At 71.2% G+C, this 14,640-nt stretch carries 13 protein-coding genes; 8 read left to right on the top strand and 5 right to left on the bottom strand.

The window, feature by feature from the left end:
• Window positions 1–395: 395 nt before the first annotated feature.
• Both AB0J69_RS46645 and AB0J69_RS46640 read left to right on the top strand, forming a co-directional pair.
• Entirely contained in the window at window positions 396–866 is a 471-nt protein-coding gene (locus tag AB0J69_RS46645) for a hypothetical protein (protein ID WP_364132081.1), read from the top strand.
• A gap of 443 nt (window positions 867–1,309) precedes the next feature.
• Window positions 1,310–1,495, top strand: coding sequence for a hypothetical protein (locus tag AB0J69_RS46640; protein WP_364132080.1), 186 nt, complete (start codon window positions 1,310–1,312; stop codon window positions 1,493–1,495).
• Between the two features lie 332 nt (window positions 1,496–1,827).
• Here AB0J69_RS46640 and AB0J69_RS46635 read toward each other — a convergent pair whose 3' ends face one another.
• Both AB0J69_RS46635 and AB0J69_RS46630 read right to left on the bottom strand, forming a co-directional pair.
• Window positions 1,828–3,216 carry an SLC13 family permease gene (locus tag AB0J69_RS46635; RefSeq protein ID WP_364132079.1) on the bottom strand — a complete coding sequence of 463 codons (1,389 nt, stop codon included), beginning with the start codon at window positions 3,214–3,216 and terminating at the stop codon, window positions 1,828–1,830.
• 18 nt (window positions 3,217–3,234) lie between these two features.
• Entirely contained in the window at window positions 3,235–4,422 is a 1,188-nt protein-coding gene (locus AB0J69_RS46630) for a CoA transferase (RefSeq protein WP_364132078.1), read from the bottom strand.
• A 110-nt stretch (window positions 4,423–4,532) separates the two neighbouring features.
• On the opposite strand from AB0J69_RS46630, the gene AB0J69_RS46625 reads away from it, so the two are divergent.
• Window positions 4,533–5,429 carry a LysR family transcriptional regulator gene (locus AB0J69_RS46625; RefSeq protein WP_364132077.1) on the top strand — a complete coding sequence of 299 codons (897 nt, stop codon included), beginning with the start codon at window positions 4,533–4,535 and terminating at the stop codon, window positions 5,427–5,429.
• Here AB0J69_RS46625 and AB0J69_RS46620 read toward each other — a convergent pair.
• Window positions 5,422–6,801: a tannase/feruloyl esterase family alpha/beta hydrolase gene (locus tag AB0J69_RS46620; protein WP_364132076.1), complete on the bottom strand. Its 1,380-nt coding sequence runs from the start codon at window positions 6,799–6,801 to the stop codon at window positions 5,422–5,424. The genes AB0J69_RS46625 and AB0J69_RS46620 overlap by 8 nt on opposite strands.
• 300 nt (window positions 6,802–7,101) lie before the next feature.
• On the opposite strand from AB0J69_RS46620, the gene AB0J69_RS46615 reads away from it, so the two are divergent.
• From AB0J69_RS46615 to AB0J69_RS46595, 5 genes are read left to right on the top strand one after another with little or no spacing between them, the layout of a single operon-like run.
• A complete protein-coding gene (locus AB0J69_RS46615) occupies window positions 7,102–7,899 on the top strand; it encodes an ABC transporter ATP-binding protein (RefSeq protein ID WP_364132074.1) in 798 nt (265 codons plus the stop codon).
• Complete coding sequence (locus tag AB0J69_RS46610) at window positions 7,886–8,599, top strand: ABC transporter ATP-binding protein (RefSeq protein WP_364132072.1); 714 nt, start codon at window positions 7,886–7,888, stop codon at window positions 8,597–8,599. The genes AB0J69_RS46615 and AB0J69_RS46610 overlap by 14 nt, the downstream gene beginning before the upstream one ends.
• 59 nt (window positions 8,600–8,658) lie before the next feature.
• A complete protein-coding gene (locus tag AB0J69_RS46605; protein WP_364132070.1) occupies window positions 8,659–9,900 on the top strand; it encodes an ABC transporter substrate-binding protein in 1,242 nt (413 codons plus the stop codon).
• A gap of 9 nt (window positions 9,901–9,909) precedes the next feature.
• Window positions 9,910–10,773: a branched-chain amino acid ABC transporter permease gene (locus AB0J69_RS46600; RefSeq protein WP_364132069.1), complete on the top strand. Its 864-nt coding sequence runs from the start codon at window positions 9,910–9,912 to the stop codon at window positions 10,771–10,773.
• Window positions 10,770–11,819 (top strand): branched-chain amino acid ABC transporter permease, encoded by a 1,050-nt coding sequence (locus tag AB0J69_RS46595; protein ID WP_364132068.1) that lies wholly within the window; start codon window positions 10,770–10,772, stop codon window positions 11,817–11,819. Before AB0J69_RS46600 ends, AB0J69_RS46595 begins: the two co-directional genes overlap by 4 nt.
• On the opposite strand, the gene AB0J69_RS46590 is transcribed toward AB0J69_RS46595, so the two are convergent.
• Together AB0J69_RS46590 and AB0J69_RS46585 are read right to left on the bottom strand one after the other, a co-directional pair.
• Window positions 11,731–13,656 carry a helix-turn-helix domain-containing protein gene (locus tag AB0J69_RS46590; RefSeq protein ID WP_364132066.1) on the bottom strand — a complete coding sequence of 642 codons (1,926 nt, stop codon included), beginning with the start codon at window positions 13,654–13,656 and terminating at the stop codon, window positions 11,731–11,733. The two genes, AB0J69_RS46595 and AB0J69_RS46590, sit on opposite strands and share 89 nt — an antisense overlap.
• A 262-nt stretch (window positions 13,657–13,918) precedes the next feature.
• Window positions 13,919–14,581 carry a TetR/AcrR family transcriptional regulator gene (locus AB0J69_RS46585; RefSeq protein WP_364132064.1) on the bottom strand — a complete coding sequence of 221 codons (663 nt, stop codon included), beginning with the start codon at window positions 14,579–14,581 and terminating at the stop codon, window positions 13,919–13,921.
• Between the last annotated feature and the right edge of the window lie 59 nt (window positions 14,582–14,640).

The following is a 14,640-nucleotide window of genomic DNA, read 5'->3' as shown; positions in this document are numbered from 1 at the left end:
GGCCTCCACGCCACCCCACTCCCCCCCGGCGGGCCCGCGCGCGCGTGCCGCCCGGCGGCCCCGGGGGGGGGGGGGGGGGGGGGGGGGCGCGCGGGCCCCCCCCCACCCCCGTCAGGTTGCGGACAGTGCGTACAGGCGTTTTAAGGAAATCGTGTCGACGTGGAATACGTCGAAGGCCGGCAGCCCTTTGGCCCGGCGCGCAGGGCATAAGGCCCGATCGGCACCGTCTCCGGGTCGACCCGCAGGTCAGGCACTCTGCTGCCATGACTTTGAGGCGCTGCACGTGAGCGGGGCGGAAAAAAGATCGTAAGGCCGCGAACCTTCCTCCCCCGGGCGCTATCCAACCCAAATGTAGAAGGAACATAAAAAAACAGACTCCGGAAAGGCATCCACAGATGCGATCGAAGCTGGCCACCCTGTTCCTCGCCACACTCACCGCCGGCAGTTGCGTCCTCGCCGGCGCCTCGCCTGCGTCGGCCACGTCGGCCTACGGCAAAAGCAAATGGATCAACTCGGAGAGCGGCTGGCAGCACGCGGGCGTGTACGTCGAGCCAGGCGACATGGTACGGATCCACTACGTCACCGGCCGGTGGACGGTCGACTACCGCGAGTTCCCCTACGTGTCCTCGGCCGGCTACGCCAGGCACATCGACCGCAGGATCTACCAGGGGTGCAAGATCCTCAGCAGGCACCCGCACGGCACGATGATCGCGAAGATCAACGGCGCCCACTACAAGGTCGGCAGGGGGGCCTTGATCCAGGCGCGCCAGGCGGGCTTCCTCCAGTTGCGCGTCAACGACGCCGACGGTTGCCTGCGCGACAACGACGGCTCCGTCCGCGTGAAGATCACGGTAGCCGACTACTGAGCCGTGCCTTCTGGAAGATCACGATGTGGTGGGGCATGTCGGTGATCGTGGAAACAAGAAGTTTCCGGTAATCGAACGAACAAGAAGAGATTCAGTGGCCGGCGTAGCGGTGACGAGGCGGCACGAGGTCACCGACGCGCAGCGGGGGTGCACGGAGCCGGCCGACACTGCGACGGGTGGACCACCGAGACCCGTCTGGTCCACGAGCCGGGCCGCAAGCCGATGGGGGCTTCGCCGAGACCTCCTCCGCCGCCTGCGCTCGCGCCGGCCGTACGCTCAGCGGTCAGGAATGGGAGCAGTACCTACCCGGCGAGGCCTTCCAGACGGTGTGCGCGCCGTCCTGAGCCAGGCAGCCGCTAAGGGCTGCTTCTTAGGCGACGCCTGGCTTCGCGGGCTCACAGGCCAATAGCGTGCGTCTCCCCATCGTTGGCTACCGTCAAAACATGACCCTCTACTGCTTTGTCTGCCTGGGGCGCAAACACTCGGCTGAGGCGTACACGATCATGCGGGGATACGCCCTCTGCTTTGACCACGCTGAGCAGATACTGGCTGACAAGAGGACAGGCCACCCCAGCCTCGAGGGATCGGCGTTCCGGAGAGACCTCGCGAGGATCATCGAACGCGGCTGACCGAATGGGGGTGGTCCTCGAAGACCATCGTCAGCCTCCATGCCTGGGCTTCGGACGCGTCGAAAAGAGCGGGGACAAGCCGGTGTGGACGCCTTGAGGGGTACGGGATCAGGACGACGCGCGACGAAGGACAAGCGATCATCTCGGGGGGACGACTTCTCCGCCGCACCGTTCGCTTCACCGGCGTCGCCCCGACCTGACGCCGCTGGCCACGACCGGCCGCGATCGCCGTCAACGTGGTTCTGTTCCTGCTGGTCGCGTACGTCGCCTGGGGCCGATTCGGCCCTTGCACCGTCTGAAGGCTCGTACGCCTGCCTTCTGTCCTTGCCGGTTCACCACCAGCCGAAGGCGGACCAGGTCAGGACGGGGGCGACGACGATCGAGATCAGGCCGTAGATGAGCAGTTGGCGGAACAGACGGGATCTGGCCGAGGGCTCGGCGGCGCCGAGGATGAGGCCGCCGGTGATGCCGAGCGGGTTGAGGTCGACCAGTACCGATGCCAGGGCCAGTGCGAGCACGCCGCCGACCGGGGAGACGCCGGCGGCCACCAGTGGCGGCAGGAGGGGCATGACGGTCGCGAACACCGCGATGGAACTGGCGGCGAAGGAGGTGATGCCGGCGACGTAGCACAGCACCAGCAGGCTGAGCAGTGGCGAGCCCGTCACCCCGAGGAGCTCGCTGATCTGCTTGAACGCGCCCAGGTGCTGCATCAGGCCCACGTAGGTCAGCAGGCCGCCGATCAGCAGGACCACGTTCCACGGGATCCTGGACACGATCGCGCCGAGCGGCAGCCGGAAGGCCAGTTGCAGGATCAGCGCCGCGGTCAGGCCGAGATAGCCGACGTTCATGTCGAAGCCGACGGACAGGATGACGACGGCGGCCATGCAGAGCAGCGTGAACGCGCGTGCTCCGGAGCGCTGGGCCCCTGCCGCGGGCGCGGCCGGGTCGGCCGAGTCGGTGGGGTCGGCCGTTGCCGTCCTGGTGCCGGCGGTGGCGTCGGACGCGGGAGCGGGGCCGGAGGCGGGTGTGGGGGCGGAGGTGGTGCTGGACGGTGTGGTGGTGCTGGACGGGGGTGCCGTGGACTCGGCCGGGGTGAAGGCGCGGCCGCGGGGGATGCCGCCGTTCAACCGGCCGACGGCCAGGCAGCCCGCGCACACGACCAGCCCGGCGAGCAGGCCGCCGGCCAGGAAGGTCACCGGGGCCGAGCCGGGCAGGCCGAGGCCGAGCTTGGTGCCCAGCTCGCGGGCGGTGACGCCGTAGACGGCGAGCGGCGAGAGCAGCCCGCTGATGATGCCGGTGACGCCCAGGACGGCGGCGATCATCGGGGAGATCCGGTACCGGGCGGCGAAGCCGAGGGCGATGGGGGAGACGATGGCGGTCGCGGCCGCGGGCAGGGTGCCGGCCGCGGTGAGTACGGCGCCGATGGCGAACGGCGCCAGGGCGATCAGGACGAGCCGGCCGCCGGCCAGCCGCAGCAGCAGGTCGAGTAACCAGTCGAGGGTCCCGTTGAGCTGGGCGACGGCGAACAGGGCCGTCACCCCGACGATGAGCACGAAGAAGTCGGCCGGGAAGAACGCCGTCACGTCGTTCGTCGGGACGCCGGCGGCGAGCCCGAGCAGGAACGCCGCCGACAGGGCGCCGAGGCCGAGGTCGAAGCCGGGGATCAGGGTCGCCGCGAGCAGGGCGGCCAGCACGATGATGGACAGGGTTGCCATGGTCATGAGCACGCTCTTTCCGGGTCAGACCACTCCTCGGTGGCGCAGGTCATCGATCTCCGGCTCGGCGAGCCCGGCGAGGTCCCGCAGCACTTCGGCGGTGTGCTCGCCGAGGGCCGGGGCGGCGCCGCCGATCGTGGCGTCGAACCCGGAGAAGCGCCCGGCCGGAGCCTGCATGAGTCGTGGGCGGCCGGTCCTGCCGTCCGGCACCTCCACCACCGAGCCGCGGGCGCGGATGTGCGGGTCGGCGCAGATGTCGGCCGCCGAGTTCACCGGCCCGGCGGCCACTCCGGCGTCGTGGAGCAGCGACATCAGCGGTTCGAGGTCGTGTGCCGCGACGAAGGCGGCGACGCGCGCCTCGATCTCCTCGCGGTGCTCCAGCCGGGCGGTCATGGAGTCGTGGACGGCGAGGTCGCCCGCGTCCATCACCTTGACCAGGCGGCGCCACATCTGTTCGGTGGAGGCGGGCAGGGCCAGCCAGCGGCCGTCGCGGGTGCGGTAGAGGTCGTTGGGGCTGATGTGCGGGTTGCGGTTGCCCTGGCGCTCGCGGGTCTCGCCGGACGCGCCGTACTCGACGATGAAGTCCTCCATCATCCGCAGCAACGGCTCGTAGAGGGGGATGTCGGCCAGCTGGGCCTGTCCGGTGAGGTCTCGCTGGCGCAGCGCGAGCATGGCCGCGAAGGCGGCGTAGATGCCGGTGACACCGTCGGCCACGGGATAGCCGGCGAACACCGGCGGCCCTTCGGGGGTCCCGGTGCGGTGGGTCAGGCCCGCGAAGGCCTCCGCGACGCGGGCGAAGCCGGGGCGGTCGGCGTAGGGGCCGGTCCGGCCGAACGCGCTCACCTGGACCATCACCAGATCCGGCCGGTACGCCCGCAGGTCGTCGAAGTCGATGCGGAACCGGCGCAACGTCGCCGGGCGGAAGTTGGTCACCACGATGTCCACGGCCGCGGCCAGCCGGCCGACCAGCCGGGCCGCCTCGGCGTGGTGCAGGTCGATGGTGACGCTCCGCTTGCCGCGGCCGATCATCGACCAGGCGGCCGACTCGCCGTCCTCCAGCGGCGGGTAGTGGCGCGCCGGGTCGCCCGTGACGGGATGCTCGACTTTGATCACCTCGGCGCCGAACTCGCCGAGCAGCGCGGACGCCAGGGGCCCGGCCAGGATCGTCGACACGTCCAGGACACGCACACCGCTGAGCGGGCGGTCAGACACTTGGTATTCCTTTCACCTCGACACCACCGGTCACGATTCCGCGCCGTCGGAGCGACGGGAAGACGTGGAAGCAGTTCACAGGTGAAAGGTTCTGCCTTTATGGTGGTGCGGTGCGGGTGGAACGGGCGCGGTACTTTCTGGCCTCGGTCGAGGCGGGGTCGCTGCGTGGGGCGGCGGCCCGGTGCGGTGTCAGCCAGCCCACCATCGGGCAGCAGATCGCGCTGCTGGAGGAGGAGCTCGACGTCGTCCTGCTCACCCGTAGCCGGCACGGCGTGCGCCCGACACCGGCGGGCCAGGCCCTGATCGAGCCGCTGCGCCGGCTGGTGGCGGCCGAGGAGGCGGTGCGCGAGTCGGCGATGGAGTCGAGCGGCGCGTATCGGGGGCGGGTCCAGATCGGCGGCGTCACGGTGGCCGTGGAGACCATCATCGCGCCGGTCGTGGGCCGGTTGCGCCAATATCATCCCGGGCTGCGGTTCGCGGTCCGGGAGGGGGCGTCGGCCGCCATCGAGGCCGCCGTGCTCGACGGCGCGCTGGACTTCGGGGTGATCACCATGCCGTCGAGCCCGGCCGCGCCGGGGCTGCGCCGGATACCGCTCATCTCCGCCCCCGTCGGGGCGTACGCGCGTACGGACCATCCACTGGCCGGGCGGGACCACATCCAGTGGCGTGATCTCGAGACCTGGCCGATCGTCACCATGCGGGCGGGCACGGTGATGTGGGAGACGCTGCACCGGCACGTGGCGGCCCCCGACGTCGTCGTGCAGGCCATGTCGGCGCGGACCGTCAAGGTGATGGTCGGCCAAGGTGCCGGGGTCGGCATCCTCGCCCGGTTCGACACCTCGGCCGACATCGCCGATGTGGTCTGGCTTCCCTTGTCCGACGCGGACCCCGTCCACCTGTGCCTGACGCAGCGTCAGGACAGCCGGCCCTCGCCGTCCGCACTCATCGTCCGGCGGCTCATCCGCGCCAGGGCCGGCGAGCTGGCCGGCGGTGCGGCCGTCAGCTGATGGCGCAGGTGTTGGCCACGTCGCCGGCGGTCTGGCGGGGGATCGTGGCACTGGGCGGGGGCTGCTGCCCGGCCGTCCAGCGTTCGAGGGCCTCGAACGCCGTACGCATGCAGGGGAGCAGGGGCCGCATCCGGTCAGGGAACATGTCGTATTCGAGGTCGAGGTGGGAGGCGCCCTCGATCCGGTAGTAGCGGTGCCGCGCGGCCATCCCCTGCGCACGCACCGACGCGGCGTACGCGTCGCCGTGGACCTTGATCGGCAGCAGGGTGTCCAGCGTCCCCTGCACGGTGATCAGCGGTTTGCCGATGCGGCCGGTGTGCGAGGCCCGCCGCACCGCCTGGTGCACGCTCTTCGGGCGCGCGTAGTAGTCGTAGTCGGCGTCGCAGCCGGGCGTGCCGCTCTGGCAGTACGGGATGCCCGCGTCCAGGCCGCCGTCGAAGTCCGGGTCGACCTCCTCGCGGTACCGGCGCTGCGTGCCGTCCCAGAGGATGCGGTAGTTGAAGTCCCACAGGAACTCCGAGCCGGGGGCGAAGCCCGCCCGCAGCATCGCGGCGTGCGCCTCCTGGTCGCCGGTCGCGGCGTACTTGGGGTACTCGCGCAGCGCCACCGGCAGGTAGGTCAGCGCGTTCGGCCGGTTGTCCGGCGGCCAGAACGTGCCCTCCGAGTCGACCCCGCCGTCGTACAACTCGGGGTGGTTCTCCAGCGCCCACCGCACCAGCTGGCCGCCGTTGGAGATGCCCATCGCGTACGTCTTGTGGAGCTTCCTGCCGTAGTGGCGGGCGACGGTCGTCCTGGCGGCGACGGTGACCTGGGTCATCCGGTGGTACCACTCGAGGATGGCGTCGCCCGGCCGCCTGCCGTCCTGGTAGAACCGCAGGTCGACGTTGCCCTTGTCGGTCGAGGCGTAGGCGTAGCCCTTGGCCAGCACCCAGTCGGAGATGGTGAAGTCGTTGGCGTACTGGCGGCGGTTCCCCGGCGCCCCGGCGACCACCAGGCCGCCGTTCCATTTCTCGGGGAGCCGGATCACGAACTGGGAGTCGTGGTTCCAGCCGTGGGTGGGGTTGGCGGTGGAGGCGTCCTGGAAGTAGCCGTCGATCTGGATCCCCGGCACGCCGCTGGGGTTGCGGGTGGCCGCCGAGTGCAGTCCCGCCCAGTCGGCCGGATCGGTGTGCCCCGAGGCGGACGTGCCTGCGGTGGTCAGATCGTCCAGGCAGGCGGCGACCTGATGCTGCGCGCCCGGTACGTGGATCTTGCCGATGCGGGCGCAGCGGGTGTCCGCCCGCGCGGCTGAGGCCACCGGCGCCAGGGGGATGGCCAGGAGTGACGCCAGCAGGGCCGAGAGGACAGCGGATCTGCGAAGAAGAAGGGGCATGTGCGACTCCCATCGGTCAGGCCGTGGTGGACGCCATGGTGATCGACGGCGTCGGGCACGGCGACGTATGCGCTCGCCACTGTTCACCGGCGACCTGTGGACACGACATCCACCGCTTTCCGGCCGATGAGCCTTCCGGCCCGGCCCGAAGCGTCATGGGGACGGCCGATCCCGGATTCGGTGTGTGCCATCGCATATCGGGCCGCCTGAATGTGGAGGCACGTCACCTGGTCCGCCGTCCGGGCCGCCACCTAGCGTTCACGGTGTCCCGGGTCACCTTGTGATGCGTGAGGAGGGTGCATGGGAGGAGGTCCCACGGCAGGCCCGCACGACGCCGGATCCGTCCCCGTCCTGCGGGCGCGGGGGCTGGTCAGGGAGTTCCGCGGCTTCCGGGCCGTGGACGGCGTCGACCTGGACGTGGCCGAGGGCAGCGTGCACGCTCTGGTAGGACCCAACGGCGCCGGCAAGACCACCCTGTTCAACCTCCTCACGGGCTTCTTGAAGCCGACCGCCGGCAGCGTCGTGATCGACGGCCGGAGGGAGCTGGTCGGGCGCAGCCCCGAGGCGATCAGCCGTCTGGGCCTGGCGCGCTCGTTCCAGATCACCAGCCTGTTCGCCGAGCTGACCCCGCTCCAGCACGTGGAGCTGGCGCTGGCGAGCCCGACCGGTCTGGGCTGGCGGTTCTGGCGCTCTGACCGGGCGCTGGCCCACTTCACCGCTCCCGCCGCAGAGCTGCTCGCCCGGGTCGGGCTGGCCGGCCACGGTGACGTGCCGGCGGGCTCGCTGTCGTACGGGCGCAAGCGGGCGCTGGAACTGGCGCTCGCCCTGGCGCTGGATCCCAAGGTGTTGCTGCTCGACGAGCCGACGGCCGGGATGGGCGCGGAGGACGTGGAGCGCACCATCGAGCTCGTGCGCGCGGTCCGCGCGGGCCGCACCGTGGTCATGGTCGAGCACAACATGAACGTGGTCGCCAGCCTCGCCGACCGGGTCACCGTGCTGCAGCACGGCAAGGTGCTGGTCGAGGGGCGGTACGCCGAGATCCGCCGCGACCCCCGCGTCATCACCGCCTACCTGGGGGACTCCGATGTTGCGCGTTGACGGGCTGTCCGCCTGGTACGGCGAGGCGCAGGCGCTGCGCGAGGTGTCGATGCGGGTCGACGAGGGCGAGATCGTCACGCTGGTCGGCCGCAACGGCGCGGGCAAGACCACGCTGCTGCGCTGCCTGATGGGCCTGCACGGCGCGTACGGCAGAACCGCGGGCACGATCTCCCTGTGCGCCGGCGACATCACCGGGCTCCCCCCGCACGCCAGGGCCCGCCGCGGCCTCGGTTACGTTCCGGACGACCGCGGCATCTTCGCCACCCTGTCGGTGGAGGAGAACCTCACGCTCGCGCCGGTGGTGAAGGCCGGAGAGGGCCCTGAGCCGTGGTCGCTGGAGCGCGTGTACGAGACGTTCCCGCACCTGAAGGAGCGGCGACGGTCGCCGGGGACGACGCTGTCGGGCGGCGAGCAGCAGATGCTCGTGCTCGCACGGGTGCTGCGGACGGGCGCCCGGCTGCTGCTGTGCGACGAGCCCACCGAGGGCCTGTCGCCGCTGTTCGTCCAGCGGATCGGCGAGATCCTGCGCGAGGTGCGGGCGGCGGGGACGACGGTGTTGCTGGTCGAGCAGAACGTGCACTTCGCCGCCGCCGTCGCCGACCGCCACTACCTGCTCGCCGAGGGGCGGATCGTCGAATCGCTGGACCGCGACCAGGTACGCGAACGCGAGCACCAACTGCTCGAATACCTCGGAATCTGACGACCGCCACCCCCAGCGACAGAACGGCCGAGCGCCCCGGGAACAGAGGAGATGCCGTAATGAGAATCACGGGCTGGAGCGGCGGGCTGGCCGCCGCGGGGCTGCTGCTGGCCGGATGCGGGGGCGGGCCGGGCGGTGGCGGGGGAGCGATCAGTGACGGCGGGGTGGTGCTGGCCGTGCTGAACGACCAGTCGGGCATCTACGCCGACACCTCGGGCCGCAGCACGGTCGAGGCCGTCAAGATGGCGGTGGACGACTACCGGGCCAAGTACGGCGACAAGGCGGTGGCCAAGAAGGTCGAGGTGGTGGCCGCCGACCACCAGAACAAGCCCGAGATCGCCAACTCCAAGGCGCAGGAGCTCTACGACCGCGAGCACGCCGACGTGATCCTGGACGTGCCCACCTCGTCCGCCGCGCTCGCCGTCGCCACCGTCGCCAAGAACAAGAAGAAGGTCTTCATCGACGTCGGCGCCGCGAGCACCGAGCTGGAGGGCAAGGCGTGCAACAAGTACACCTTCCACTACGGCTACAACAGCTACATGCTGGCCCACGGCACCGGCACGGAGGTGACCAGGGACGGCGCCAGCAACTGGTACATCGTCTACCCCGACTACGCGTTCGGGCAGGACATGAACAAGACCTTCAGCACGGCGATCCAGGCGGCCGGCGGCGCGGTGGTCGAGGCCGACCCGACCCCGTTCCCCAACGACAACTTCTCCACGTTCCTGCTCAAGGCGCCCGGCCTCGATCCCAAACCGCAGGTGCTCGGCACCATGCACGCCGGCGGTGACCTGGTCAACCTGGTGAAGCAGTACAACGAGTACAAGCTGCGCGACAAGGGCGTGCAGCTCGCGCTCGGGCTGCTGGCGCTCAGCGACATCCACTCGCTCGGGCCCGACGCCCTGGCCGGCACCCGCTACACCACCATGTGGGCCTGGAACTTCGACGAGCAGACCCGGGCCTGGGCCGACAAGTTCCAGGCCAGGACGGGCAAGCGGCCGACCTCCAACATGGCCGCCAACTACTCGGCCGGCCTGCAGTACCTGGAGGCCGTGCAGCGCGCCGGCACCGACAACTCCGACAAGGTGGTCGCGCAGCTGGAAGGCCACGCGATCGAGGACATGTTCGTCCGCAACGGCACCATCCGCGCCCAGGACCACCTGCTGCTGCACGACGCGTACCTGGCGCAGGTCAAGCCGTCCAGCGAGGTCAAGGAGCCGTACGACTACGAGAAGGTCCTCAAGACCATCCCGGCCGCGGAGGCGTTCCAGCCGCAGCCCGACCCGGCGTGCAAGCTGTAGGCGGCCGGAGTGCTCCAGCAAGCGTTCAACGGACTGGTGGGCGGGGCGTTCTACGCCCTGCTGGCCCTCGGCCTGGCCGTCATCTTCGGCATGCTCGGCGTGGTCAACCTCGCTCACGGCGCGTTCTACATGCTCGGCGCCTTCGGGGCGTTCATCGCGCTCGACGCGTTCGACCTGAACTTCTGGGTGTCACTGGCGCTGGTCCCGCTGCTGCTGGGCGTGGCGGGCGCCGTCCTGGAGCGGCTGTTCGTCCGGCGGCTGACGCCGCTCGACCCGCTCTACAACTTCCTGTTCACCTTCGGGCTGGCGCTGATCCTGCAGGACCTGGTGAGGCGGGAGTACGGGGTCAACTCCCAGCCCTACCCCCGGCCGCCCGAGCTGGCCGGCACGGTCGACCTCGGGCTGTTCACCTACCCGGCCTACCAGGTGTTCGTGCTGGCGGTGTCGGTCCTGATGTGCGTCGCGGTGTGGGTGGTGCTCACCCGGACCCGGATCGGGATGATCGTCAGAGCCGCGACCGAGCGGCCCGAGCTGACCCGGGCGCTGGGCATCGACGTCGGCCGCTGGGTGACCCCGGTGTTCGGCTTCGGGATCGCGCTGGCCGCGTTCGCCGGGGTGCTGGCCGCGCCGATGCGCGCGGTCAACCCGCTGATGGGCGCCGACCTGATCATCACCGTCTTCGCCGTGGTGGTGATCGGGGGTCTCGGCTCGGTGTTCGGCTCGGTCGCCGCCGGGTTCGCCGTCGGGCTGGTGTCGGCGCTGGGCAACCTGTACGTGCCCGCGCTCTCCCAGATCACGGTGTTCATCCTGATGGCCGCCGTGCTGCTGTGGCGCCCGGCCGGCCTGTTCGGACGTGAGGAGGCGTACCGGTGATCTTGTCCAGGCTGGCCCGCTCGGGCCGGGGCGGGATCGTGCTCCTGGTGCTCGGGCTCCTCGCCGCCCTCGTGCTGCCGTGGCTGGTCTACCCGCCGGTCGCGCTGGACATCGCCTGCTGGGCGCTGTTCGCCGCGGCGGTGGACCTGCTGCTGGGTTTCACCGGCCTGCTGTCGTTCGGGCACGCCGCGTTCTGGGGCGGGTCGGCGTACTGCACCGGCCTGATCGTGCTGCACGGCGGGGTGCCGTTCCCTGTCGCGATCGTCGGCGGCGCGGTGTTCGCGGCGCTCCTGGCGCTGCCGATCGGCCTGCTGTCGGTACGGCTGACCGGGATCTACTTCGCGATGGTCACCCTGGCCTTCGCCCAGATGATCTATTTCGTGGCCAACCAGTGGCGGGACGTCACCGGCGGGGAGAACGGGTTGCAGGGCATCCCCCGCGAGCTGTTCGGCCTCGACCTGTCCGACCCGTTCTTCTTCTACTACGCGGGCCTGCCGTTCGTGCTGGCCGGGCTGTTCGCCGCCTGGCGGATCGTCCGCTCGCCGTTCGGCCGGGTGCTGGTGTCGATCCGGGACAACCCGGCCCGCGCGCGTGCCCTCGGCTATCCCGTCGAGCGCTACCGGCTGCTGGCCTTCGTCCTGTCCGCCGCGCTGTCCGGGACGGCCGGTGGCGTCTTCGCCATCGGCCACGGCTTCGCCTCGCTCGACGGGCTCTACTGGACCACCTCCGGCCAGGTCGTGATGATGGTCATCCTCGGCGGCATCGGCACGCTGTGGGGCGGGGCCATCGGCGCCGGCCTGGTCGTCCAGCTCCAGGACTTCCTGGCGACCGCCGGGTTCGAGGGGATCGGCATCGTCACGGGCTCGATCTTCATCGTGATCGTGCTGCTGTTCCGCCGCGGCATCTGGGGAACGGCCCGCCACCTGGCGGCCTCCCGGGGCGCGGCCCGTCCGCCGCTCAGCCCCGCAGACGATGCAGGCGGAGAGCCAGCTGGATCTCCAGAGCACGCTCGGGCTCCTGCCAGTCCGCACCCAGCAGGCGACTGACACGATGCAGCCGCTGGTGGACGGTGTTGATGTGGACGTGCAGGCGCTCGGCGGTCCTGGACGGCCCGCACCTGCTGCTGAAGTACGTCTCCAGCGTCCTGACCAGGGACGTGCCGCGGCGGGCGTCGTAGTCGAGCACCGGGCCCAGCGTCGAGTCCAGGAAACCGCGGGCGTCGCGGTGCGTGCCGATCAGCAGGCCGACGAATCCGAGCTCGCGGGCGTCGGCGCCGTCGTCCAGCCGGTCGAGGGCCAGCAGCGTGTCGGCGCAGCGCCGCGCCTCCCGGTGCGCGGCGGGGACCCCGGTGAGGTCGCGGGTGAGATCGCGGATCGGCCCGGCCGCGCCGACGGTCACGGGCGCCGCCAGCGCCGCGCCCAGCTCCTTGGCGACCCGGCGCGCGGTCTCGCCCGGCCCGTCCCCGGGCAGCAGCAGGACGATCTCCTCACCGCGAGCCGCCGCCAGCCCGTGTGCCGTCGCCGCGTGCGAGGCCGCCCAGAACGCGGCACGCCCGCGATGCCTGGGCGAGGCGTACCGGGCCGACAGCACCACGTAAGGGACATCCGCCTCCAGATTCGCCCGGCGCATCCGCGCCTCCAGCGCCGCGGATCCGTCCACCCTGTCGTCCACCCGGCCGTCCAGCAGGTCGTCCAGCAGCTCGCCCTGCACCCGTGCCTCGGCCTCGGCCGCGCTGCACCGCAGCAGCAACAGCAGCGCGGTGACCAGCGCGGCGCGTTCCAGGATGCGCCGGTCGGCGTCGCCGAGCTCCGCCGCGGTGCGTAACACCAGCGTGCCGAGCACCTCGCCGGGGGTCGCGACCGACGTGATCCACAGGTCGCCGTGCCGGGTCGTGCCGCCCCGGGTGTGGACGGCACCGGCGACGGCCATGACGGCGGAGACCTCGTCCTCGGTGAGCGGCACCTGGTCGCCCGACGTGGCCAGGCAGCGGCCGTCCGCGTCTAGGACGTGCAGCGTTCCGCCCAGCACCTCGGTGACCACAGCGGCCACGTCACCGGCGTCCCCGCCCCTGACGACGAGGGCGGTCATCCGGTCATGCGCCTGGGCGGCCCGCTCGATCGCCGCGCTGCGCGCCCGGATCCGCCCGTTGACCGCGTCCAGTTCCTCCAGCGCCGTACGGGTCCGAGCCAGCAGCCGCGCGTTGTCGACGGCCAGGGCCGCGTGCGCCGCCAGCGAGCCCAGCAGCACCGCCTTCTCCGGGGCGAACGGCCGCTCGCTGCGGTTGGCCGCGTACAGCACGCCGATCACCCGGCTGCCCAGCCGCATCGGCACGCCCAGGATCGACACCAGCGCCTCCTCGGCCACCGCCGCGTCGATGTGGGCGCGGTGCCGGAACTGCGGGTCCGCCGCGTAGTGGTCGGTGCTGTACGGCATCGCCGTCTGCGCCACCAGCCCGCCCAGCCCGTCGCCCAGCGGGATCCGCAGCCGCCGGAAGGCCGCCGAGATCGATCCGTCGGTCATCCGCATGCGGGTCTCGCCGCGCTCGTCGTCGTTCAGCGTCACGTACGCGATGTCGGCGTTCAGCAGCCGCCGGGCCCGGCGCACGACCGCCTCCAGGATCGCGTCCAGGTCGCGGAGCGCGGCCAGGTCGCCGGCCAGGTCGAACAGCGCGGTCAGCTCGGCCTCGCGGCGGGCCTGCCGCCGCATGCCGGCGCTCACCCGCAGCGCCGCGAGCTTGGCGGCCTCCAGCTGCGCCAGCGTCTCGGGCGCCGCGCCCGCCGCGCGGGCCGAGACCACCGGCTCCTCGAACTCGACGGGCGCGGCCTCGCGGGCCAGCAGATCGAGGAAGACGTTGCACGATGCGAGGGGTGATTGCACGGTCATCGGTGCATCCGTCCATGTGCGGTGGGTCGGCGCTCCTGCGGTTCGGGCGCGGGTACGGCATGGTCACGCATGCGGGCGAGGAACGGCAGGCCGTCCGCATGAGGTGGTGGTCAGGTCCTGCGTCAGGGCATGCAATGGGGCCTCCAGAGCACAACGGGCAGGGGTCTGATCGGAGTCCGCCGAGGTTACTAAGCGCATAGTCAGGCTGTGAACGGTCGCTTGTCAACCGGTGACGGGGCTCGGGCTGCCCGCCCGCCGCGTCCTAGACCGGGGCGAGCAGCTTCAGCGCGAGGTCGGCGTAGAACTCACCGAGCTGCTCGGGCGAGTCGGGACCATCGAGCCGGTACCAGCGCACCAGGTCGATGGTCAGCGACAACATCGCGCGCGTGACCCGCTTGACGTCGACCTTCGCGAACGCCCCGTCGGCCACCCCGCGCGCGACCGCGCCCCTGAAGTATCCGTTGGTCTGGTGGCGCAGCTCCACGATCTCGCCGTAGTGCTCGGGCGTGAGACCGTTCAGCTCCATCTGGCAGACCCGCGCGGTCACGTGGTGGCGGGCGTGCCACACGGTGTACGCCGAGACGATGGCGCGCAGCCGCTCCGCCGAACCGTCCAGGGCCAGGATGGACGGATCGCGGACATGCGCCAGCACCCGCTCGTGGCCGGCCCGGATGATCTCGAACAGGACCAGTTCCTTCGACGGGAAGTGGACGTAGAGGGCGGCCGGGCTGAGCCCGACGCACTCGGCGATGTCGCGCGTGGTCGTGGCGTGGAATCCGTTCGCGGCGAAGCAGCGTACCGCCGACGACAGCAGCCGGCGCTGCACCTCCCCCAGGTCCTCTCTCCACAGATCGGGAGAGTGGTCCCGCAGCCGGGAATCGTCCGTCAGATCCTGCGCGGTGAATCGGGCCTGCCGTCGGGCCATCCGCGATCCTCGCCCCCTTCGACTCCGAGTGCGTGGTCTCGATGCCGCCCGCGCTGCCC

The sequence above is a fragment of the Nonomuraea sp. NPDC049709 genome, assembly GCF_040674815.1.
Classification (GTDB): domain Bacteria; phylum Actinomycetota; class Actinomycetes; order Streptosporangiales; family Streptosporangiaceae; genus Nonomuraea.
This window is presented reverse-complemented; position numbering and strand designations above follow the sequence as displayed.